Consider the following 23,388-nt stretch of genomic DNA (forward strand, 5'->3'; position numbering starts at 1 on the left):
CCTCTCCCCGCAGAGCGGCTCTGGAGGGCCAACAAACCTCCATCTCTCACACAGCACCGCGTTCAGTGAAGCGCCATCGCTTCTCCGCCTCCCGCGTTCGTGTTCACAACAAGACGCTGAAGTACTGCCCCGCCTTCCCGGCCATCTTCGGCTCCATCGAGGACGCCCGCGCCTTCTGCCAGCGCTTTTACGCCTGGTACAACCACGACCACTACCACTCGGGGATCGGCTACCACCATCCGGTGGACGTGCACTACGGCCGCGCCGCCACCATCCGCGACCGGCGCGCCGCTCTCTTGACGGCCGCTCAGAGCGCCCATCCCGAGCGGTTCGCCAGCGGCGGCACTCCCGTCCCGCCTGACCTACCCGGCCCGGCGTGGATCAACAAGCCCAAGAACGCCGTCCAAGAGGTCACCACAGAGAACTCGACACAGAATTAGTCCAGCTCAGCTGCCTTGATCAAATTGACAGGTTCCGCCGCGCTGGCGCCGCTGTACGTTGACGCGTAGTCAGTTCCGCACGTGCGCCAGCCGGTAGGCTGACTTCGGGCCCGCACGCTGGCCCATTCCTCATCGGCCCTTTGAGGGGTCATCACTTCGGCGCATTCGGCGTCTCGCCGCGCATCATCCTCATTGCCCCTGCGAGGGGTCATCACGCCCATGGCCGTGATCGCAGGAGGACATGCCGATGCACCGCACCACCCCTTGGTACCGGGCCCAGATGGACGCCGTCTACCCCACCGGGATGCGTGAGCAGGTTCTCACCGCGGTGGCCGCTGGCGTCCCGCTCGACGCCGCGATGGAGACACTCGGCCTGCCGGACGAGGTCGCCTACGGGCGGGCCCGCCGCGACACCGGCTTCCGCAACCGGCTCTACCAGGCGCTCATGGACGGCCGCGACTCGGCGCTGAACCACGGCAAACGCTGGACGTACGCGCATTACCGCTGCCGCTGCCCCGAATGCCAGGCCACCCAGCCGCAATGCACCGCAGCGCGCCGCTGGCTGGAGCTGTACGCCTACACCTCCTGACCAACCCCGATGACCGAGCGATGTGGGACATCGCAAGAAGCTCCTGGCGCCGGACCGGCCGAAGGCGGCTGCCTCCCAGCAAGGAACGGTAATCTCGTACCTGCGGGCTTCGGCTCGCTCATCATCCCTGGTGGGATCGCGACGGCATGGGTGCGGCGGAGGCTCAATCTCCCTGCCTTTCATCACCCCTTGAGGGACCAGTGGCGCTTTCGCATGCCCCAGGAGAGATCATGACTGACCTGTGCCGGATAACGATCACGTGCGCGCCCGGCACCACGTATCCCGGTGGCATCGCTCAAGTAGCATCCGTCGTCGAAGACGCCGAGTTCGATAAGAGTCCATCGCCGGTGGAACAGCTCGGTGTCCAGGTGATCGACGGCTCGCTGTTCTTCCGGCCAGAGCCGTTCTCGGAGACACGCTGGTACTTCCGGGACTGGCGTCGCGACAGCTCCGCACCGCCGCCCGGCTGGGAGTCCATCTCGTCGATCGTCAGCCTGCGAGAAGTGCGGATCTTGACATCCTCCGCCCGCCTGAAGGCGGGGGATTCCAACACGACTAGGTCCACTTCTCGGGTCTTCAGCTGCGCGATGGCGGCCTTCACCCTGTCGCGCCGCCTCGACCCCCGCCTGGCCCGGGCCAGCTTGCGCAACAACCGCAGCAGGCGCGCCTTCTCGCTGTCGCGCAGGCCGGGCGCGTTCAGCAGCTGTCCGGTGGACAGGGCGGCGCTGACGGCCACACCCCGGTCCACGCCCACCACCCCGCCGGTGCCGGGCGCGGGGGTCGGCTCAGGGATGACGGCGAACGCCACCTGCCAGCGCCCGGCACGGTCGCGGGTGATGCGGAAGGCCTTCACGCCCGCGGGCACGGCGCGCGACCAACGCAATCGCACCCAGCCGACCTTCGGGATCCTCACCTCACCGACGTTGCGGGACAGGCGGCGCACGTCACCGGACTTGACCGCGACAATCCGAAACCCCTCACCCCGCCCGCGGCGGCGAAAGGTGGGCCTGCGATGGGTGGTGCCGAAAAAGTTCGCCATCGCCTGGGCGAAGTCCTTCAGGGCTTGCTGCTGCACGATGACCGACCCCGCGCGCAGCCACTCGTTCTCCGCCCGCGCTTGGGTGAGCTGCCGGCACTGCTCGGCAAACCCCGGCGCCCTTGAGCGGCCCGGCCGCCAGTGCGCGTGCTGCTCCACCGCCAGATTCCACACGAACCGGGCGTGCCCGCAATGCTCCAGCAGCGCCTGCTCTTGAGCACGCGAGGGCTGAAGCCTGTAGCGGGACATGCCGACCAAACTACCGACCACCACCGACAAACCCGGACACCACAATGGCCCGCCATTCCGCGTTCCGTCTCCGCCCTGAAGGACAGGGCATCCACGCTGCAAACATCCGGTGATCACGCTGATTCGCCCGATCTGCGATCACATCGCGCCCGACGGAAGCCGGGCACCCGATCCTCCCCGCCGATCGTGATCCCGGGGTCCGCGAGTTGCTCGATGGCGGTCCTGGAGGATCGCCCGGGGATCTTGAGAGGAGGTCCGGCAGGCGTGAGACTGCATCTCATGTGACCATGGGAGGGACATGAGCAGGGAGCGCTTGCTGCGCACGCTGGGCATCGCCGTGATGACCGTGGGGCTCTTCATCGGCTTTCCCCCATCCCGCACAATGGCGACAATACGTGCGGGAGCGCGTTTCTCCCTGATGACTACTTTCAATGTCCGGGCGAACAGAGCGGACGGTTCCTGCTCGCCTTCATCTTCCTCATCCCCGGCCTGATCATGATCATCGCCGGGAGACGCCGCACGGGAAGAAGGGGGCCACCGGCCGCCTTCTTCCCGTGCGTACGAGCGACCCTGGACCCGTCGTCCCGGGCATGGTCCCGGCTTGGCCGGAGCAGTGGCAGCCGGCGGACCTGGTCATGGACGTCCGTGGCAGGGTGTACGCCCGCGCGTCCAGAGAAGATGAGGCTCGGTCGGCCCTGGGGGTTCCCGAGGCACGACACCCTCGACGCAGCCGGCCGGCCGGTGGTCCCTGAGGGGGCGGTCGGGGAGCATGAGCCCGTCCGGCCGCTGACGCTGCTGATGCGCCACGACCGTCCGCTTCCGCCCCACCCCGCCCCGGGCGGTTGTGGCGGCGGTTGACCGTCCGAGGCGCCCCGCCGCCCGCTTCGTCGCTGAGACGACGGGAGCGTCCGCACGGAACGGGAGGCCACGGGAAGAGTGGGTCTGCTGGCCGTACCCGTGGGGACCGGTCAGCCGGACTGTCTGCGTTCGAGGGCACGGGCGCGAGCCCGGCGCCCGGGCGTCGCCGGATCCTCGGGCGCTCCGGCCACGGGCGCGGCCACGATGTGCGCGTCGGTGCGCAGCCGTCGCGCGACCTGCGCCAGCGTCCCGCTGCCCGGCGGGACGTCGATGTGGAAGTGCGAGAGCTTCGCCGGCGTGAGGTCTCGTCCCCAGCGCACCGTGCCCGCACAGTCCAGGAGGATGTCCCGGACGATGAGCTCCTGGTCAGGCCACAGGCCCTCCGTGCCTCCGAGCGGGTACGCGGCCGGGCGGACGGCGACGGCGGTGCCGGACAGGTGGTTCGATTCGAAGTCGGCGTCCACGGCGCGATCGGTGGTGCGGGTCACGAGAGCGCCGCCCTCCCCGGTGTCCACCGGGCCGATCTCGTAGTGCCATCGCCGCAGGACGTGCAGCAGCACGACGGCGGCGGCCCCGTCGCGCAGGCTCGCCACAGCCGATGAACCTTGGACGGCGTGGGAGGTGATCCCGCCGCCGATGGGCCAGCCGTTGGCCGAGACGTCTCCCGTCCATTCCCGGCGGCCGGGTCCGCCGGCGGCGGCCGAGGCGGCGGGCGCCGGGAACGTGCCGTTGACTAGCATCAGGGCACCTGCGGCGGTGATGAGGCGGCGTCGGGTGATCATGGGCAGGCCTTTCACGGCTGGTCGCCGATGGACGAGACGCCGGGGTCGCCGCCTTGGCGCCACACGTTGCGGTCCAGCCCCCATCCGGGCTGGAACTCGAACTCGTGGATCTGGTTGAAGGACCAGTTGGCAGGAAGGGGATAGCCGAGGTTGCCGGAGAACCCCCAGGACATGCCGGAGACGAACGACCAGCGGGCGGCCGTCAGCTCGCTCACCCGGATGCAGACGTTCCTGGAGCCGTAGACGCCGAAGGTGTACCGATTGCCCAGGCGGGACAGGGCGTCGTGGACCCCTCGGAAGTAGGGCACGATGTTGCTGGAGATCTCCGTGTCCAGCGCGTCGTAGTCGACGGCGAAGTAGATGCAGGTGCCGGCCGGCAGGCCGAGCTCGACGGACTTCTCGTGCGCGATGCGGCCCTGGTCGTTGCCCTTGTCGAAGGTGAAGTTGGCCAGCTGGGTGCCGTTGTACTGGAAGATCGGGAACATTCTCAGCCCGGCGGCGAGGATGTTCTGCACTTCGCCGGGTTTGAGCGCCTTGCCCAGGTAATAGGGGTCGCTCGGCGGGAGGTGCTCATCCAGGTAGCGGCCGACGATCTGGTAACCGGCCGCCTTGAGCTGGCGGCCGCGTTCCGGGGTGATTTCCGTGATGCAGTCGCATCCCGTGGCGGGGCGCGTGGCGTCGCCGGCCGAGATGAGCAGCTGCGCCCACGTCGCGTAGTCGTTGGTGCCTGTCACCGGGAGCTGCGAGAACCGCTGGAACGCCCTCAGCCAGTTCACGTGGCCGGGGGTCTGCGCGTCCACGCCGATGTCCTCGGGCGCGTAGTGCAGCGCCTGCCCGTCGACGTATGTGGGCGAGTTGAAATAGCACGCGGATCTGAACAGGTGACGCAGGTCGCCGGTGAGCGAGCCGGACCCGACACCCTTCAGCCCGGACTGGGTGCCGGGCCCGAAATGGCCGGTGATGTCGGCCGGTCTGATGCCCACATCGTGCTGGAGGGCCATCATGAGGCCCTTCTGCACCTCGCGCGAGTAGATCCCGTCGCACGGCACGAGGTTCATCGCAGGGATGGCGTGCTGGGCGACGTACCGGCTGTTCAGGCGCTGCTGAATCGAGCGGACGGTCTCGTCGCCGCCGGGAACGAGACGGAACTGATCCATGGTGAGCAGCGCCCTGGTGACCCGGGCCCACTGCTCGCCCCGGATCGCGGCCTCCGACATTCCCATGTGGCCGACGAGCGCCTGAAGGGACTCCTCGGAGGTGATCGCCCAGATGGAGGACGAATCCGCCGGATACCCCTTGCACCACAGCGTGTGGTTGTAGATGGTCCGGATCTCGGGATCGGATTCCACGCTCGGTTGCAGCGAGCGATCCCGTACCGCGGCGAACGTGGTCGGCCCGAAGTTCTGCACCGTCGGTGAGATGCCCAGCTCGTGCTGCAGCCCCTGCGTCAGCGAGAGCACCGTCCCCCATCCAGTGCGGCCGGTCTCCGCACACCGGATGTATCCGGGAGCGGTTCCGTCATATCGGGTATTCACCCACTTCTGCGCCTCCCACACCTTCACGTCAATCGTCAGGTTCCCGCTCCACGGCACCGACGGGTCGATCGAGGATCCCGGCATCGCGTACGGCAGGAGCTGCCCCGGGCACTCCGTGGGCATGTTGACGCTGTGCGGCACGATGGCCGTGCCCGCCCTCCGGTTGACCGGCGGAATCTCGCGCAGGTGCGCGATGAGCCCCCGGAAGGAGCGCAGCATCTCCTCGCTCGGGTGGTCCCAGGACCGCAGCAGCCCGCAGATGGAGTAGAACCCCGTGTTGTTGCCCACGAGGCGGCCATCGAGATTCACGTGCTGGGCGCCGTTGGCCTCACCGCGCTCGAGCCCCCTTCCCTCGTAGATGTTGCCGTGCGGGCAGATCAGGAAGTTGTAGTAGATGTCGTCGTAGCCGTCGTTCAGGTTGCCGTTGAAGACGCTGACGATGTCCCGCCGGCAGTCCTCCTCATCGAAGGGGAAGAAGGTCGCTGCCCCGCGGTGGTGGATGAAGACGCCACCGGTCCAGGGTTCCCATGGACTCGGGGACGGTATCGGCGGTGCGGCCGCGAGCTCCTTTCTGGGCCCTTCGTTCACGTGAACGGCCCAGGAGGAACGCGGGCGGATGTCGACGGACATCAGCTGCCTAGTACCAGCCGGTGCAGAGGGACGTGCTGGCGCCGTACGCCCTGCCGCAGGCGCGGAAGACCACGCTCGGAGACGGGTCGGTGTAGTGCGCCGGCGTCTGACCGCCGCGCGGACCGGTGCCGGTCAAGGTGAAGGGACCGCACTGGAACCAGTCTCTGCCGCCGGTGTGGGAGACGTCGAGCCAGTACTTGTCACCCGAGAAGCCGGAGATCTTCGCCCATCCGATGCCCCTGCCGTTGAGCTTGCCGAACCACAGGCCGACGTAGGTCCCGTCTTTCGGCACCGCCGTCTCCGCGAGCTCCTTCTCGGTCGCCCTGGACGGGCTCGGCCACGACGCGCAGTCTTCCGGGGCTGCCGAGGCCTGACCGGCCGTGACGGCGGTCGCGGCGAGCGTCACGGCCATCGCGGCCAGCGCGGTTCCCATTCGCCTTGTGCGCAGCGTCATGTGCGTTCCTCTCCTGGTACGGGTCGATCCGGTTCGCGGCCCCCGTGCCGGAACCGAAGTGCGAGGCTCTTGCCGTCACCCAGTCCACAACGCGGGGCGACTCCGGCTCCACGTGTTTCAGCGGAGCCGAAAACACCGAGGTCAGCGCAGACGCGAGAGGTCGGCGCAGGATTTTGATCACATTGCGATCCACGTGGCCGACCATGGACCGCATGACTACGGGAATCCTGAAAATCGTCTTCACGGGCGAGGACCTGGCCCGCATCCGCCTCGCGACCCGTGTCGACGAACTCTGGGAGATGGTGCTGAGCCTGCACCTGCTGCAACAGCCGGGCGGCCCGCCCGCGCACCGTGCCTGGCGCAGACAGGCGCGCACATCCCTCGCCGAGGCGGGACTGCTGCCCCAGGTACGCCAGACGCTGGTGCCGCTGGTGCCGATCAAGGCCTACTTCCCCGACTTCCTCACTCCCTACGAATCCTTGAGCGGGCTTTCGGACGGCCTGGACGTCATCGCCGACACCGCGCCGTCGCGGGTGCGCTGGGAGATCGACCAGCTACGCCGGCACCTGTCGCTGCCTGCCTGCGTGGAGGGCCTGGCCCGCGGCGACAAGCGGGCGATCCGTGGCCTGACCCGGCTGATCGAGCGCTACTGCCGGACCACGCTCGCCCCGAACCGGACCTCGATGGAGCAGGCGGTGGGGCACGCGCATGCCAGGCTGACCCGACTGCTGACCGACCACGGGGCCGAGACCATGCTCGCCGGCCTGGGGCCGACGATGCGCTGGCGGCCACCGGTCCTGGAGGCCGACTACGCCGCCGGCCAGTACGAGATTCACCTGCGCGGCCGCGGCCTGACGATCATTCCCACGTACTTCGGCCGCATCACCCCGATCGCGCTGGCCGACGCCAGCCTCCCGCCGGTGCTGACCATCCCCATCACGCACCCCCCTCAGGACCCCGGCCGAAACGATCCGCTGCCCGATCTGCTCGGCCCCACCCGGGCCCGCGTACTGCGCTGCATCGCCACCGCCGCCTCGGGCTGCACCACCAGCGAGCTCGCCCGGCGCACCGGCGTGTCGCTGCCGTCCGCCAGCACCCACGCCCAGGTCCTGCAGCGCGCCGGCCTGATCACCAGCAGCCGCCACGCCAACATGGTCATCCATCGCCTCTCTCCGCTGGGCTCCGACCTGATCCGCCGCCGGCATCCGGCGGCCGGGGCTCCCGTTTGACGGGATCGGGGGGATGACCATGTCTCTCAGGCGAGGCGGCCACGGGATGCGAGGCGGTCGGCGAGCGCAAGGACGAGGTCGCGCAGTTCGCCGGGGCGTTCGATGACGAATGGCCGGTCGAGTGCGGCGAGCACCGCGGGCAGCCAGTCGAGCCGTTCGACCCGTAGCTCGGCCCGGAACCAGCGCTCACCCTCCGGGCTCGCCTCCACGGCGGTCTCCTCCTCAAGGGTGGCGGACGGCGGTGGGCAGGTGGGTGCGGATCTGCCCGGCGGTCCCGTGGATCCGCAAGGTCACCTCGTGCCGGTAGGACGCTGCGGCGAAGCCCGACAGGACGCGCCGCGCCGGTTCCGGCCCGGCGGGCGCCTCGAACGAGCCGGGCAGGGCGCGGGCGTCCGCGACGCGGTCGAGGCGGAAGGTCCGGTTCTCGCCGGCGCCGGGGTCCTACCAGGTGGCCGCCGATTCGGACACGCCGCTGCTCGAGCTCAAGTCCTGGACCAACAAGCGGGGCGTCATCGGCCCTCAGATCCTTGCCGGTATCGCCAGCCGGCGAGTCCGCACACCTGATCGGGCCGGTCAAGCTGACTGACGCCGACCCGGCGCCGACCCGGCGGTGGATGCCACCCTGTGGCGCCTCACCTATGAACGGCCGCGCCCGTTTACACCGCAGCTTGGACGCGACCGACGACCGGGAGGGACTCCGAGATCACCGTTGAGCCCGGCCCGCGGCACCCTCGGTTGAAGTGGCGCCCTCCGTCGAAGCGGCACCCTCTGTCCAAGCTGCTGCCCCCGGGCGGTCTCCGTCCCGGGGCAGCGGCGTGCGGCGGTGGGGTCAGGTCGCCGCGGGCCGGCAGGTGCGGTCGCCGACGAACAGGTCGTCGACGGCCCACCAGCCGGACAATTGGCCCCGGTAGTGGAGGCGGATCCGCACGTCGGCCTGCCCGGCCGCGTCCGGCAGCGGGACGACGTGGACGGCCGGTCCTGGAGCGCCGGGGAAGCCCTTGGCCGACCACACGGTCTTCCAGGTACGGCCCCCGTCCACGCTGAGGTCGACGCCGGTCGTGGAGTTGACCGCCGGCTTCAGGTCGTGGGCGAACTCCAGGGTCGCCGAGGTCCGGGCGGTCAGGTTGTAGGCGGGGCTGGTCAGGTAGGTGTCCTGGAGGTGGCCCTTGCCGGAGTGCAGGGAGTCGACGATGGCGAACCCGCCTGCGCCGCCGGTGTGGTTGCCGCGTCCGCCGTCGTCGGTGAAGACCCAGCCGGGCTGGTAGGCGTAGTTGGGGATGCGGGGGTCGACGTTGGTGACCGTCCAGCCCTTGGGCGCCGCGGCGCCGTCGAACGGCTCCGTGCTGCCGTCGCGGATCACCTCGTAGCCGCGGGCGACGCAGGACAGGGAGACGGTCAGGCCGAGGTCGAGCCGCCGGCCGGTCTCACCCATGGTGACCTGCTGGACGGACGGGTCGTAGCCGGGCTCCGTGGCACGGGTGGTGAGGGTGTAGGTCGTCGACGGGAGCAGGGACAGGGTGTAGGCGCCGGTGGCGGGGTCGGACTCGGCGTTCCACGTGTGGCCCTTGCCGTCGTCGGCGGTGATGTTCGCGGCGAGCCCGCGGCCGAGGCCGGAGGAGTCGGAGACGGTGCCGGTCAGGTTGATCCGCTCGGTCTGCGGCAGGGCGACGTCCAGGGTGAGGGAGCCGTCCTTGGCCAGGGTGGCGGTTTTCGTCGTGGTCTGGTAGCCGAACGCCTCGGCCTTGAGCTGGTACTCCCCCGCGACGAGGGTGTAGCGGTAGGCGCCTTCGGCGCCCAGGGTGGAGGTGCGGGTCAGCGGGCCGGTGAGGGTGACGGTGGCGCCCTCGACCGGCCGGCCGGTGGTCGCGTCCGTGACGGTGCCGGCCAGCGTGGCGGTGCCGCGCGTTCCGGCCTCGACCAGGGCCAGGGCGTCGAGGCGGCCTTCGCCGTAGACGGCGTTGTCGGCTGCGGTGCCGCCGCAGGTGGTGTCCTCGGTGTCGATGGCCGACAGGTCCAGCAGCAGGCGGGTGGCCGCGGTGTCGCGTACGTACTCGGGGCGGGCCGACCACAGCAGCGCGACCGCTCCCGCGACGTGCGGCGCCGCCATCGAGGTGCCGTTGTAGAACGCGTAGGCGCCGCCGGGCACCGAGGAGCGGACGTTCACGCCCGGTGCGGAGATGTTCGGCTTGATCTCGCCGTCCTGGCCGGGACCGCGGCTGGAGAAGCTCGCGATCTTGTTGTCGACGTCGTACGCGCCCACCGAGTAGTTGATGACGCGCCCGCCGGGCGTTCCGGAGGTCTGGCAGGCGGAGCCGTCGTTGCCGTTGGACCAGATGCCCATGATGCCGGAGGCCGCCCAGGCGAGCTGGATGTCCTCCATGAACGGCTGGGTGGTCAGTCTCGCGCCCCACGAGTTGTTGACGATGTGCGGGCGCCTGGACGCGTCGGGGTTGGCGCCGGTGGAGTCGGTGGGCGCGAGCATCCACTGTGAGGACGCGACGAGGGCCTCCTCCGAGCACTGGTCGGTGGTGCAGCCCTTGGCGGCGATCCAGCGCACGCCCGGGGCGACGCCGATCTGGTTGCCCTGGCCGTCGTCGCCGGCCATGGTGCCCATGGTGTGGGTGCCGTGGGAGTTGTTGTCGCACGGCGCGTCGCTCGGGCACTCGCTCAGCGGGTCGTACCAGTTGTAGTCGTGAGTGAAGGTGCCGTCTCCGTTGTTGCCCCGGTAGCTCTTGGCCAGGGCGGGGTGGTCGGACTGGACACCGGAGTCGATGTTGGCGATGACGATGTCCTCGCCGCGGCGGCCGGTCCGCGCCCACACGTCGTCGGCGTTGATGTTGGACACGCCCCAGGTGAGGCCCGTCGCGGCGGCGGCCCCGGCGGGCGTGCTCCGGATCGGCTCGGGAATGGTGTACGTGACGGGCGCGCGGATCTCCTCGACCCCGGGTAACTTCGCGATCTTCTTGGCCAGCGCCTCCGAGGCGTTCTTCACGTAGACGGCGTTGGTGACCCAGAACGCCGTCGACTCCACTCTCTCCGCCTTGAGCAGCTTGCGCAGCGGCTCCTGGTCGCGGTCGGCTCTGGCGTGCAGCCGCTCGACCACGTCCCGGCCGCGGGCGGCACCGCCGGCGATCTTCCTGGCGGGGGTGAGGTCGGCCTTGCCCGACATGCGCACCCAGAAGTCCGTGGTGGCGCGCGCGTCGAAGCTCGCCAGCACCTCCGGCGCGATCACCGGATCGTCCGTGGCGGCCCGTGCGGGGACGGTGCCCGACAGGGCGGTGGCCAGCAGGGTCAGGGCGCACGCCAGCGCGGGTGCCTTACGGGGAACTCTCACGTCACTCACTCCCGCAGCTCAGGTGGGCGATCAGGCGGCGCGGCAGCAACTGCGGGTAGCCGATGTCGGAGGGCACTGTCCGGTTGGAGGTGCCGGTCACCCACACGTCGTCGGGGCCGCTGCCGTCCACGTCGTGGAAGATGAAGCCGAACGCCTCCGGCTGCTCGCCCTGAGGCTTGACCTCCTGCCAGGAGGCGCCGTCCCAGTGCCGCACGTGGAACACGCCCATGCTGGTGTCGTTGGTGAGGGCCCACAACTGGCCGGGGGCGGGGGCGTACAGCTTGAAGATGTCGCCGCCGTAGGGGCCCGGCTCGGGCGCGGGCATGGTGGTCCAGCTCTGGCCGTCCCAGTGGAGCAGGAGCGGCCTCGGGCTGCTCTGGCTGCCGGAGATGCCGGCGACCCAGACGTCGTCGGGGCCGGAGGCGTCGAGCGCGTACAACATCCCTTCCGCGCCGGGGTCCGGCAGCGCGACGTCGGCCCAGGCCGTCCCGTCGTGGCGCAGGACCATCGGCTGGTACGAGCCTGTCTGCTCGTTCTTCTGGAAGCCGGCGGCCCAGACGCCGCCGCCCGGCACGGCTCTCACCGATCTCAGACTGGCGGAGACACGGCGGGCCGCGGGGTGGTCGACCGTCGTCCACTCCGTGCCGTCCCAGCGCAGGATGAGCGCGCCGCCCGCGGGCCCGTCGACGCGGCCCACCGCCCACGCCTGGGAGGAGTCCACCGTGGCGACGTCCGACAGCCAGGACGGGCCGGTCTCCGGGCTCTGCGACGCGCCCGCCGTGGTGAGCGTCCAGCGACCGCCGTCGAGGCGGGCCAGCACGCCTGCCCCATCCGGCTGGAAGGGGCCGTGCAGGTTGACCAGCGACCAGCCGCCGGTGATGTCGAACGAGCCGGCGCCCACCTGGAAGAGGCTCGCGGTGCGCGGGGGCACAGGGATCTGGGGGCCGTTCTCGACCAGCGAGCGGCCGTTCCAGCGCAGCGACCGGGTGCCCTCCTCGAGTTGCTCGGAGAAGCGCACGTTGTCACGCGAGATCACGTCGACGTCGACGACGCCCTCGCTCGCGGGCGCGTCGAGCATCGTCCAGGTCGGTACGCAGTCCGTCCCGGCGGTGGCGGGAGCCTGAGTGGCGGAGGTGGCGGCGGTGCTCAGCAGGGCGGTCAGGCCGGCCGCGACGGTGACCCGGCGCAACCGCCTGCGGGGAGATCGTGGTGTTCGCATCAGGTTCCTCCTAGAAGGCGCCGGTGCCGTTGGGGGTGCCCATGCCGCTGGGCCCGTCGTAGCCGCGCACGGCGGTGCAGATCTTGCCGCCGCCGCAGGTGCCGTTGCTTCCGGCGATGATGTCGTTCAGGTACTGGGAGGCGGCGTAGAGCCGCTTGCCCGCCGGGGTGGCCGAATCGGTGCCGGCCAGGCCGTACACGCCGGCGATGAACGCCGCCGCGATGGGGGTGCCCGCGGCGGTGCCCCAGCCGCCCAGGCTGGTGCTGTAGACCTGGACTGGGGTGTCGGAGGAGGCCACCGCCGCGACGTCGGCCACGGTGCGCCGGCTTCCGCACGCTCCGGCCGGCTGCCAGGGCGGGCGCGGCGCGTACATCGAGCAGCCGGACGCGGTGTCGCGCCAGGCGGACTCGTTCCAGCCGCGCGTGGTGGCGGGATCGCGGTAGAGCTGGGTGCCGCCGACGGCGATCACCGACGGGTAGGCGGTGGGCAGGATCTGGCGGCCGCCGCTGTTGAAGCCCGCGCCGGAGGGGGCGACTACGGTGGTCGGCGCGTGGTCGAAGTGGGCGGCCAGGGCGTTCTGGCCGTCGTACTCGGCCACGCCCCACATCGGCACGACCGCGGTGGCGCCCTGCGCGGCGGCCTGGTCCACGGCCGCCGCCATGCTGGCCAGGGACGGGTCGTCGGCCTGCACCAGCAGGAGCTTGCAGTTCGGGCAGGCCGCCGCGGCGAGCTGCAGCCCGACGCTGCTGTGCACCGCCCAGGCGGGGCTCGGGGCGGGCGGTGTGTCGCCGCCCCGCTGGTTGATCTTCTTGAAGCAGGGGAAGTCGGCGTCGCACGGGGGCATGCCGTTCGCCTTGCGGTACTCGGCCAGCTCGTCCCCGGCCTCGGGGTTGTCGTACGGGGTGACGACGGCCACGCTCTGGCCGCCGCCCAGCCAGTCCGAGGGCAGCCGGTAGGCCTCCTGGAGGTCCCTGGCGGTCAGCGGTCCGCGGCCGGCGGTGACGCGCGGCAGCGGCTGGTCGCCGCCTCCCGTGCCGGCGCGCAGGAGGCACGTCGCCGGCCCGGTGTCCTCGGCGTCCTTGGGGCAGGCCGAGCTCGTGGCGGGCGGCGCGGCGACGGTGGCCCCGACAGAGGTGGCCCCGATAGAGGTGGCCGCGGCGGAAGTGGTGAGCGGGGTCAACGGGGCGATCGTGGTGAGCAGCATCGCCGCCACGCCCGCGAGCGTCGTCCATCGATGGGTGCGCATGTCAGGTCTCCCGGTCAGCCGGCGAGCCGGTAGGCACGGATGTTGGTCTGGGTGACGGTGCTGCCGTCACCGGCCCGCGCCTTGACCCGCAGCGACACCCAGCGGACCGGCTCGGAGTACTCCGGATGCGTGATCGGCGCGGTGAACGTGCCGCCGCGCCTGGCGGTGGCGGTCTTCGGAGCCGACCAGGTCTTGCCGTCGTCGTACGACACCTCGACCGTGGCCCGCACGCCCGTGGGCCGGGCCTGGTGCTCCTGGCGCGAGACCCGGAACGCGACGTCGAACGGCTGCCCGGCCTTGGCCCGGGAGTCGAGGTCGAGCGACAGGTTCCAGTGCACGAACAGCAGCGGCAGGAAGGAGCACGGGCGCGTGGAGTCGGCGCACTGCACGGTACGGGGCAGCGCGGCGGCGGCGTCACGCGGGCCGCTGCGGAAGGTCCACTCGGTACGGCTCGGCGACTGGGAGTTCCCCTGGTTGGCGAAGTCCCACACCAGGCGGTAATCGGCCGGGCGCGGCGCCAGCGGCAGCGACAACGGCATGGGCCGATAGGGCGTGTAGCCGCCGGTGCCCAGGTCGAAGGCGAGCTTGCCGTCCCGGTAGAACGTCGTCCGCGACGCGGCGTACGCCTCCGACGTCGAGTGCAGCGGCACCGAGTCGGCGAACCCGTTCAGGTAGACCGCGCCCAGCGAGCCCTGCCTGCACGCCAGGCACACCTGCAGCCACGGTTTGTCCACCCTGGTGCCTGGGCCACCGATCCCGAGAAGGGTCTCCTGCACGTAGGTGGCGGCCGCCGACGGCGTCCGGGGGCCGAGGTTCCACACCTCTCTGATCTCCTGGCCGGGGCGCAACTTGCGGCGCTCCCCGAGGATGACCTCGTTGGTGTCGGCGTTCATGACGTGCTGCCAGTACGTCTCGTCGGGCCTGGTGCTGTAGACGTAGTCGACGCGCTCGCCGGCGGCCGGCAGGTAGCCGTGGCTCACGTCGGACCACCCCCACGGCAGGAACACGAAGGACGCCCGGCCCACCGGTCCTGGCGAGGCGGCGTCGGAGGCCGTGTTGTGGAGCGTGGAGCGCACCGCGGCCAGCTCCGACTTCCTGACGACCGGCGTCAGCCTGCCCGGGACAGCGTTGCCGTAGGCGAACACCAGCTTGTACGTCGCGCCCATCTCGGGCCCCGAGTCGGCGTTCTCGGCCAGCAGCGTGAAGCCCGTGAACTTGAAGTCGCCCTTCCTGACCGGCCTGGTCGGGGTGACGTAGAGGTCGGGGTTGCCGGTGACCGGGTCGGAGTAGGTCTTCCAGGTGAAGCCCGCGAGCAATCCTGAGGGGCTGATGCCCGTCTCGTCTCCCGCGGCGCTGGTGCGTACGAACGACAGGGATTCGGAGCGGATCAGCGGCGCCTGCGGCGGTGAGGCCAGCGTCGGCCGGTAGCGGACCGCCTTCCTGGCGTCCAGCACCACGCTGGTGTCGGCGCCGACCCGCGCCTCGGGCTCGATCACCAGTGCCGTCTCCGACGTGAGGTCGGTGGCCGGGGCGGTGAGCACGCTGGCCATGATGCTGTAGGTGCCTTCCGGCACCATGAACGACTTCTTGCCCTCGCCCGGGTAGGTGAAGGCGAAGGTGGCCAGGGCCCCGTCGCTGACGTTCTGGACGGCTCCGATCATCGTGCCGGGCGTGCCGTCCCTGGCGATGGAGTCGACGGTCAGCATGTAGTAGCTCAGCTCCCCGCCGGCCGCCTTGGCCGCGGGCGCGTCGGCGGCCAGCGGCGAGGGCGGCGGCTCGGGAGCGCCCTGGGGGGCGGCCAGCTCGATCCGCTCGATTCCGGGCAGGGTGCCGACGGCGTCGCCCTTCGCATCGCGCCAGGTCTCGGCCAGCAGCCTGCCGAGCGCCGGGGCCTCCTTCTTGGTCACCGTCGCGGTGGCCGCGCTGCCGGCGGCGGCGGTGACGCTGGTGGCGGGCAGGGCCTCGGCCTGGGCACGACCGGCCCGCACGGTGACCGGGAGGGTGGCGCTGCGCTCGTCGTCCAGCTTGGCCCGCACCAGGTAGCCGACGTTGAACAGGCGCAGGTCGATGGTCTTGCCGAGGTAGGGGACCACTTCGGACGGCACGACGTAGGTGTCGCCGCCGAGGGTGAACTGCGAGAACGTGCCTCCGGCCGGGTCGCCGCCGGGGAGCCTGCTGACCTGCTGGCCTCCGCGCTCGTCGACGTCGACCTGGAAGCGGTCGCCGGTCAGCAGGGTCACCGTCGAGGTGCTCGCCTCAGGCGTTCTAGTGGCAGGATCGGTGACGTGGGGGGTGGGGTCCAGCGGCGGGGCGGCCGCGGCGGGTGCGGCTCCCGCCGCCAGCGCCAGTGCCAGCGCCAGGCCGGCCGTGGCCAGGCGGGGAAGGCGTGCGGGGCCTAACCGGTGGTGGATTGTCATCTCTGTCCCGCTTTCTGACCGCGCCTGTACGGCAGGCGCACGACGTGCTGGTTCACAGCGGCTCGTGTGCGCCGTCGGGCGCCGCCTCACCCAGGAGGCCCTCCTCGGAAACGGCGTCCGGCTCGACGTCGGGCCCAGCATCGCGCCCAGCATCGGGCCCGGCATCGGGCGCTGTGTCCGGCTCGACGTCCGGTTGATCGTTACGCATGAAGATCAGGATCAGGCGGACCTGCCGACGTCGCGAGTCGGGAAATCACCCAATTAATGGGGAAAAGCAATCTATGTCGGTGTCTCGTCCAGCAGTCCGTCGGCGGCGGCCGTGGTGACCAGGGCGGTGCGCGTGGTGACCGACAGCTTGCGCATGGCCGCGCTGAGGTGGCGCTCCACCGTACGCGGCGACAGCGTCAGGCTCTTCGCGATGCGCTTGTTGGTCCATCCGAGCGCCACCAGACGGACGATCTCCAGCTCGCGCGGGGACAGGCGGTCGCCGTACCCCTTGCGCCCGCCGCGCCACGGCCTGGCCACCTCGACCCCCTGCTCGCGCAGCAGGTGAGCGACCCGGTCGGCGTCCCAGCGCGCGCCCAGCGCGGCCAGCTCCCGCTGGCTCTCCTCCAGCACCGTCAGCGCCCGCTCGCGCTCGCCCGCGTCGAGCAGGCGGCGGCCCTGGCGCTCGGCGGCGAGCAGCCCGTCGTAGGGGCGGGGCAGCGCCGCCCACATCGCCGCGGCCCGGCCGAACAGGCCCGCCGCCGCCTCCGGGTCGGCGGCGACCATGGCCTGGCAGGTCACGACCGCCGCGGCGGCGGCCGGAGCGTCACGTCCCGCCATCCCGGCGGCGAAAGCCGCCGCCAGGCCGGCCCGCTCCTCCGTCCGCCCGACGGCCAGCAGCGCGTCCAGGTGGACCGGCAGCAGCTCCGTGGCCCACAGCCACACGTCCTTGCGGACGATCATCTCCAGCATCGGTTCGGTGATCGCCACCGCTGCCTCCGGCTCGCCGCGCGCGAGCAGGATCCGGGCCAGCGCCACGTCGGGGAAGATGAACGGGTCCGCGTGCCCGCGCGCCAGGCTGGCGGCCAGGACCTCGCGCAGCCGCTGCTCGGCCCGCTGCGGTACGCCGCGCGCCAGGTCCAGGCAGCCGAGGATCATGCGGGCCTCCAGGCGGGTCGCCTCGTCGGCCGTCTCCGAGCCGGCCAGCTCGGCCGCCACGTCGTCCAGGCCGTCCCAGTGCCCGTCGTGCCAGGCCAGATGTGCCCGCGCCAGCCTCAGCACGTCCTCGATCCGGCGGTAGCCCGCCCGTTCCACCAGCGCCGCGGAGGAGTCCAGGTAGGCGCGGGCGTCGTCGTGCCGGCCCCATAACGTACAGAACTGACCGACCATCAGCCGCCCCCGCGCGATCTCCTGGCGCTCGAGGCGGCTGTCCCCGTCGGCGGGAAGGGCGCGCGCCACGCGCCAGCCGTCCTCGTCGCCGAGGCAGAGCAGCGCCGCGGCCTGGTTGGACAGGAACGCGGCCCGCTCGACCGGCAGGCCGACCAGCGGGAAGAGCCGCTCCGCCCGGCCGGCCCACTCCAGGTGGCGGTCCCGCGGCCAGGCGCGGATCATCGGGTTGGCCAGCAGGAGCATGGCCTGGACGGCGAGCTCGGGCCGGTCCTCCAGATCCGGCATGGCGGCCTCCAGGCCGGCCATCGCGGCCTCGAACTCGCCGAGGTGGAAGCGGAGCCGCCCCAGCCTCAGCCCGAGCTCTCCCCTGGCCTCGGCCGGCAGCCCGGGATGCGCGAGCGTCTCCTCCAGCGCGGCGCGCACCCGCTCCCCCAGCCCCAGCAGCGGCTCGGCAGTGACGGAGACGGCCGCGCCGAGCCGCCTGGCCAGGCGGACCAGGCGCTCCATCGGGTGGTCGGCGGCGGTCAGCAGGTCCAGCATCATGGCAACCGTCGTGTGGCCGTCGCCCGCCTCCATGGCGAGCTCGGCCGCCGCCTCGGCGTAGCGGCACCACTCCTCGACGTCGCCGGACTCGCGGAAGTGGCGGCACAGCCGTACGACGGGAGGGTGCTCGCCCTCGCTCAGGGCCAGGGCCGCGCGGTGGTGCAGCCGGCGGCGCGACGGGATCGGGGTCGCCTCGGCGACCGCGCGCGAGGCCAGAACATGGTTGAAGCCGAACGCGCCCCGTCCGACCTCGCGCAGCAGGCCGGAGGCGAGCGCGACGGCCAGGCCGTCCTGGACGGCGGCCTCGTGGAGGCCCGCGACCGCCGCGATGAGCGCCTCGCCGGCGGGCGCCTCCAGCACGGCGGCGGCCTCCAGCACGGCGCGGGTGGGCGGGTCGAGCCGGGTCACGCGTTCCAGGACGGAGTCGCGCACCGTGGGCGGCACGCGCAGCTCCTCGGTGATACGGCGGCGCCAGCCGCTCTCGGACCGGAAGATGTCGCGCCGGGCGCGAAGCAGGCGTACGGTCTCCTCCAGCGCGAGCGGGATGCCGCCGGTGTGCTCGTGCAGGAAGGCCGCGAAGTGGTCGGACACGTCTGCGGTCGCGAACATCGACTTCACCAGGGCGCCGGTCTGCGGCACGTCCAGCGGCTCAAGCGTGATGCGTTCCCAGGACATGTTCCTGGGCGGGCGCGAGGTCAGGCGCAGCAGTGGCGAGCCCTCGCCGACGTCGAGCAGCCGGTAGGTGACCACGATCGAGCGCGCGGCGCCACGCGAGGTGGTGAGGGTGAGCAGCCAGTCGAGCGTGGCCGCGTCCGCCCAGTGCGCGTCCTCGACCACCAGCACGTCCACTCCGAGCGCGTCGATCAGCTCGCCGAGCGCGCGGAAGAGCCGGTGGCGTGTCTCCTGCGGGTCGGGCAGCGCCTCCAGCGCCGGCGGCAGCCATGACGCCCACTCGGGGAACAGCGTGCGCAGCGCACCGGCGAGCGGGCTCAGCGCCAGCTCGCCCAGGCGCTCATGGAAGGCCCGCAGCCCGTCCACCACCGCGCCGAGCGGGAACGGTTCCCGCAGGGGCGGGCAGGCGGCCATCAGCACGGTACGGCCGCGTAAGCCGGGATCGGCTAGGCACTCGTCCAGCAGGCGGGACTTGCCGATGCCCGCCTCGCCCTCGACGAGCACGAGGGCGTGTTGTGACACCGCGGCGACCATCGCGGCCATGGCGTCGTCGCGGCCGATGAGCGCCGGCGGGAGCGCGTCCGAGGGCGCCCTTCGCCGAACATGAGTTTCGTTCATCCCTTTATGGGTGTATATATCACGTCCGAACCCACAAGGAACCGCCGCGAACGTAGACCTCGCCAGGCACGGCCAGACCGTCAACGACGTCGCATGGCGCGACGCCCTTGACGTCTCCCTGTAGGACCATGCTCTTCACGAGGTCTACGGTCACCCCGGCAGCCGTCGTCGCGGAATCGGCCAGCGACCGCTCATAGCGGCTGTGGACCCGGCCCGACGGCTCTCCGCACCCCGGGCAACAGGTGGCGACCTGCACGCATGAGGCGGAGATCCGAACGCACCGGCCCCTGCAGAGCGATCTGCTCGATGCGGAGGTCGGATGGATGCGGAAGGAGAGCCTCGAGATCGTGATCATTGGACCCCCATCGTGATCACCAACGGGGCGTTTCACACCAACTCGCGATCATCACGGACTTTGCGCCAGAGCCAACTTCGAAGAGGTGGGGACTTCTACATGGCCACCAGCGGCGACACGCACGGGTCTGGCCCACTTTTCTTTACCGGCTGATCACCACACTGCTGGACCCCGCCGTCGAGACCGCCGCCGAGCTTGCCGCCGCCTACGCCAAACGATGGGCGTGCGAAACGGGATTCCGGGAAATCAAGACCTATCTGCGCGGCTCCCACCGTGCCCTGCGCGCTACCGCCCCTGATGAGGCTCGCCAAGAATTGTGGGCCTACCTCATCGTCTATCAACTGATCCGACTCGTCATCGGCCACGCCGCCCTCAACGGCACGGATCTCGCCCCGGCAAGGATCTCCTTCATCGCTGCGCGTGACGCCCTTCAGGGCGCGATCACTACCACACCCGGGCGAGCTCCAGCTCACGCTGAACAGCTCTATCGCGATCTGTCCCGAAGCATGATCACCAAACACGTCACTTGCCGGACCTGCCCGCGCATGGCCAAAAGGCCGCTCTTCCACTTCCCCTCCCAGCAGGCATCCACCGCCCCCGCCTCCCAAAACGTCAGCTACCAGCTCTCCATCTCCGCCCCGGACACCGGCACAACCACGACGCCACACAAAGATGAACAGCAAGATCCACCCTGCCTTGAAGCCCATCCCCGCGCCGCTTAAGTTGCTGGCATTGGGTGCGATTCCCCGGGCGACCCGACCTGAGAGCCGGACATCCCGGGAGGGCGCACGCGGCAGGAGCGCCCGCTCCCCAGCGCGGGAGCCTGGCGCCCTTTGTGCTGCGGAAGGTCAGGCCACGCTGTCCTTGGACTGCCGGTTCAGCGTGTCGAGGTCGAACGCACCCGACTTGACGGCCGCGGTGAACGCCTCCCAGCCCCGGCTCGGAGGGCCGCATGGTGAGAAAACCCAGCTCCCGGGTGACGGTCTTTCACCTCGGTGTAAGAACGGCGGCCCAGTCAATCGCCAGCCGATCCGGTCATTCCCTGGCCAGCACGGTCGCCAGCGGCAACCGTCCGGCCAGTGTGGCCGGCACCGCCGAGGCCAGCACGGCCAGCAGCACGGCGGCTCCGGCCGCGGCCAGCGCCCCCTGGACCGCGGCCAGGGGCAGCTCGCCGGCCAGCGCCGCGGCCGCCGCCAGCCCGGCGCCCGCACCGGCCAGCCCGCCGAGCAGGCCGATGACCGCGCCTTCCGAGAGCATCAGGCGGGCAACGGTGCGGGCGGGCCAGCCGGTGGCGCGCAGGGTGGCCAGCTCCGCATCGCGCTCGCGTACGCCGAGGTAGAGCACGTCGGCCACGGCCAGCGCCCCCAGCACGAACATGATCGCGATCGCCGCGTAATCCGCGGGCCTGGCCTCCACCACGATCGCCTCGCCAAGCAGCGAGCCGATGACGCGGCCGCGAAAGCCGTAGGAGACCGCCAGCAGCACGCTGAGCGCGAACACGCACACCATGAGCGTGGCAGCGCCGAGCAGCGTGCGGCCCGGCACCCTGGCCACGCCCGCCAAGGCCAGCCCGGTCACGCCCTTCGGCGAGCGGGCGCGGCGGGGAGAGCGTGCCCCTGGGCGCACGACAGCGATCGGCGGCACGGTCGAGGCCCGCCAGGCCGGGCCCGCGCCCGCCGCCAGCAGCACCGCGGCGGGCACCGCCAGCAGCGCGCGCGGTAGCGAGCCCTGCAGCCCGGACCAGGACGACAACGGCATCGCGAGCGCGGCCGACAGCAGCCCGGCGACCAGCCCGATCACGCCCACCTCCCACAACACGACCCCGAACAGCTTGCGCCGCGACCAGCCCAGGCAAGACAGCACGCCCAGCTCGGTACGCCGGGTGCGGACCACGGCGGATGCGGCGTTCAACACGAACAGCCCGCACACGGTCAGGATCAGCAAGAACAGCACGATGGACTTGCGGTCGGCCTCCTCCAGGATCCGATAGGCGACACCCTTGTTGACCCACCCCTCCTGCAGGGCCAGGGCGGGCCGGCCGTAGGCGCCCTTGGGCAGTGCGACGGTGACCGGCGACGGGGAGGAGCCCATGGTGATGTCCACGTCCAGGCCGGTGGCGGCCACGATGCTGCGGGCCACCTCGGAGATGCGCTCCCTGCTGACCGGGTCGGGCCCGGTCACGCCGGCCACCCTGACCCTGATCACGCTGAGCGGCGCCTCGGCAAGCGAGCCCTTCCGGTCCCTATCGGCGATCTTGGCCAGCCCGCCCAAATCGGTGAGCAGGAGCGGCAGCGCCTGCAGGTAGCCGGCCACGTTGTCGGTGGGCAGCAGAGCCTGGCCGCCCAGCAGGTCCCGGGACTCCGTGTCGGCGCCCGCGACGGCGGGCGGGTTGTAGGTCTCCATCGGCACTTTGGACAGCTCCGAGAACCCGGGCAGCTTGGTGGCGTCGAAGCGCCCCATGAGTTTGAACAGCAGCGGACCGCCCAGCCCGTCCTCGCCGTTCATGCCGGTGGCCAGGGGCCGCAGGGCCAGCTTCCTGAACTGGGTGTCGGCCGAGCCGATGGGCGCGCCGCTCACCCAGTCCGGGTCGTCCCAGATCTCGTCGTCGTTGGTCACGGGCTGCGGCACCAGGGTCCCCTTCGCGTCGCGCCGGTAGGTCACCGGGCCAGCCGTCCAGTAGCGGGTCAGCGGCGCGTAGACCATCTGGTCGAGCTGCTTGCCCTGGTTCTTCCAGGTGTCAAGGAGGTCCTCGTAGAACTCCTCGGAGAGCAGGTTGCCTCTCTGGACCACGCTGCCCTGGTGCGTGTCCAGGTACGCGCGTACCTTCGCGGCGGGTGCGCTGGCCGCGACCATCTTCGTCGCCTCGGCGGGCAGCCGCCTGATGACGAGTTCCTCGCTCTGGTCCAGCATGGGCCGGCTGGTGGCGAGCAGCGGGACGTCCCACTTGGTGAGCTGCGCCCCGGTCCCGAGGTAGGCGCCCTCCACGATCGCCTTGTCCAGCCCAGCCAGCTCGGCCTCTGCCTTGGGGTCGATCGCGGCGAGCAGGAGCGGGAAGTCCTGGGCGAAGTCGACCATGGCCTGCCCCTGCTTGGTGCCGCCTTTGCCCCACTGCAGCGGCACGCCGTCGCCCTTGCCGTTGCGGGTGGACCAGGCGTCGGCCGTGGGGCATCACTAAACTCATCAGTGGCTATCACCCAATTTACGAAGGCGTTGAGCCGGAAGTTCTCCTGGAGATCAACAAACGGTACGGCGAAGGAAACCTTCGCAATTGGGCCGCCTTCACTTTGACTGCCGCGCAATTGTGCGCCGAAACGAACCGCGAGCGCATCGACGCGGCAGTAATCGCCAACGCATACACACTGCTCGGCGGAGGAAAGAGTGACTGAACAACGACGATACCCCGCTACATCCGCGCGGTTTGCTGGGCAGATCGAGGAACTACTTGAGGCACCCTGACGAATCACCTGCTGTGACTTCGTCCAGCAGGCAGACGTACAACTCCGACTCCGCACGGCCCCATACTCTGGGCAACCGTATCGAGATGCTGCCGGAATCGGCCGATAACCAGTCCCGACGCACGTCGTCATGACGCTGGCCCGACTCGCCGGAGTGGGCGTCCTCCCGCCGGCCAAGAGGCGTACGGGTCATGCTGTCCCTCTTGTACTGCGGTTCGCCAAGCTTAGCCTGGATCCACCGCTGGGAATCTGACAAAAGAACTGTGAAATAGGGCGAGGTGCCCTTTGGCCTGGGAAGATGGGAGTTCTCTACGCTCCAGCAACCCAAATCAGAAGGACACCTCGTACGTGCA

At 70.9% G+C, this 23,388-nt stretch carries 15 protein-coding genes and 1 pseudogene; 4 read left to right on the forward strand and 12 right to left on the reverse strand.

Translation table 11 applies throughout. The features are described from left to right. Positions 1-65: 65 nt before the first annotated feature. Positions 66-440 carry an integrase core domain-containing protein gene (locus tag ACTWPW_RS55505; RefSeq protein WP_443173753.1) on the forward strand — a complete coding sequence of 125 codons (375 nt, stop codon included), beginning with the start codon at positions 66-68 and terminating at the stop codon, positions 438-440. Between the two features lie 247 nt (positions 441-687). After that, positions 688-1,029, forward strand: a complete 342-nt coding sequence (locus ACTWPW_RS55510) for a hypothetical protein (protein ID WP_443173754.1) — start codon at positions 688-690, stop codon at positions 1,027-1,029. 295 nt (positions 1,030-1,324) lie between these two features. Here the strand turns inward: ACTWPW_RS55510 and ACTWPW_RS55515 are convergent, their stop codons facing one another. The 4 genes from ACTWPW_RS55515 to ACTWPW_RS55530 all read right to left on the reverse strand — a co-directional run bounded on the left by ACTWPW_RS55515 (position 1,325) and on the right by ACTWPW_RS55530 (position 6,573). After that, positions 1,325-2,314 (reverse strand): RNA-guided endonuclease TnpB family protein, encoded by a 990-nt coding sequence (locus ACTWPW_RS55515; protein ID WP_443173755.1) that lies wholly within the window; start codon positions 2,312-2,314, stop codon positions 1,325-1,327. A 968-nt stretch (positions 2,315-3,282) separates the two neighbouring features. After that, the gene (locus ACTWPW_RS55520; RefSeq protein WP_443173756.1) at positions 3,283-3,912 is read right to left on the reverse strand and encodes a hypothetical protein; all 630 of its coding nucleotides are present in this window, start codon (positions 3,910-3,912) and stop codon (positions 3,283-3,285) included. 53 nt (positions 3,913-3,965) lie between these two features. Beyond that, entirely contained in the window at positions 3,966-6,119 is a 2,154-nt protein-coding gene (locus tag ACTWPW_RS55525; RefSeq protein ID WP_443173757.1) for a glycoside hydrolase domain-containing protein, read from the reverse strand. 7 nt (positions 6,120-6,126) lie between these two features. Beyond that, positions 6,127-6,573 (reverse strand): hypothetical protein, encoded by a 447-nt coding sequence (locus tag ACTWPW_RS55530; protein WP_443173758.1) that lies wholly within the window; start codon positions 6,571-6,573, stop codon positions 6,127-6,129. Positions 6,574-6,785: 212 nt separating this feature from the next. Here ACTWPW_RS55530 and ACTWPW_RS55535 point away from each other — a divergent pair, with 212 nt between their 5' ends. Further along, positions 6,786-7,802: an ArsR/SmtB family transcription factor gene (locus ACTWPW_RS55535; protein WP_443173759.1), complete on the forward strand. Its 1,017-nt coding sequence runs from the start codon at positions 6,786-6,788 to the stop codon at positions 7,800-7,802. 26 nt (positions 7,803-7,828) lie between these two features. Here ACTWPW_RS55535 and ACTWPW_RS55540 read toward each other — a convergent pair. The 7 genes and pseudogenes from ACTWPW_RS55540 to ACTWPW_RS55570 all read right to left on the reverse strand — a co-directional run. Further along, a pseudogene (locus ACTWPW_RS55540) lies at positions 7,829-8,017 on the reverse strand (hypothetical protein); the annotation flags it as partial. A 614-nt stretch (positions 8,018-8,631) separates the two neighbouring features. Continuing rightward, entirely contained in the window at positions 8,632-11,136 is a 2,505-nt protein-coding gene (locus tag ACTWPW_RS55545) for a S8 family serine peptidase (protein WP_443173760.1), read from the reverse strand. Between the two features lies 1 nt (position 11,137). After that, complete coding sequence (locus ACTWPW_RS55550) at positions 11,138-12,355, reverse strand: hypothetical protein (protein ID WP_443173761.1); 1,218 nt, start codon at positions 12,353-12,355, stop codon at positions 11,138-11,140. A gap of 10 nt (positions 12,356-12,365) precedes the next feature. Next, positions 12,366-13,601 (reverse strand): hypothetical protein, encoded by a 1,236-nt coding sequence (locus ACTWPW_RS55555; protein ID WP_443173762.1) that lies wholly within the window; start codon positions 13,599-13,601, stop codon positions 12,366-12,368. 14 nt (positions 13,602-13,615) lie between these two features. Continuing rightward, positions 13,616-16,018 carry a hypothetical protein gene (locus tag ACTWPW_RS55560; protein WP_443173763.1) on the reverse strand — a complete coding sequence of 801 codons (2,403 nt, stop codon included), beginning with the start codon at positions 16,016-16,018 and terminating at the stop codon, positions 13,616-13,618. A gap of 52 nt (positions 16,019-16,070) precedes the next feature. Further along, positions 16,071-16,226: a hypothetical protein gene (locus ACTWPW_RS55565; protein WP_443173764.1), complete on the reverse strand. Its 156-nt coding sequence runs from the start codon at positions 16,224-16,226 to the stop codon at positions 16,071-16,073. Positions 16,227-16,297: 71 nt separating this feature from the next. Next, positions 16,298-19,225 carry a helix-turn-helix transcriptional regulator gene (locus tag ACTWPW_RS55570; protein WP_443173765.1) on the reverse strand — a complete coding sequence of 976 codons (2,928 nt, stop codon included), beginning with the start codon at positions 19,223-19,225 and terminating at the stop codon, positions 16,298-16,300. A gap of 354 nt (positions 19,226-19,579) precedes the next feature. Between ACTWPW_RS55570 and ACTWPW_RS55575 the strand changes: the two genes are divergently transcribed. Then, positions 19,580-20,302, forward strand: a complete 723-nt coding sequence (locus ACTWPW_RS55575; protein ID WP_443173766.1) for a transposase — start codon at positions 19,580-19,582, stop codon at positions 20,300-20,302. A 313-nt stretch (positions 20,303-20,615) separates the two neighbouring features. On the opposite strand, the gene ACTWPW_RS55580 is transcribed toward ACTWPW_RS55575, so the two are convergent. Beyond that, a complete protein-coding gene (locus ACTWPW_RS55580) occupies positions 20,616-22,700 on the reverse strand; it encodes an FtsX-like permease family protein (protein ID WP_443173767.1) in 2,085 nt (694 codons plus the stop codon). Between the last annotated feature and the right edge of the window lie 688 nt (positions 22,701-23,388).

Origin of the sequence: Nonomuraea sp. KM90, assembly GCF_052246675.1 — a bacterium.
Lineage (GTDB): Bacteria > Actinomycetota > Actinomycetes > Streptosporangiales > Streptosporangiaceae > Nonomuraea.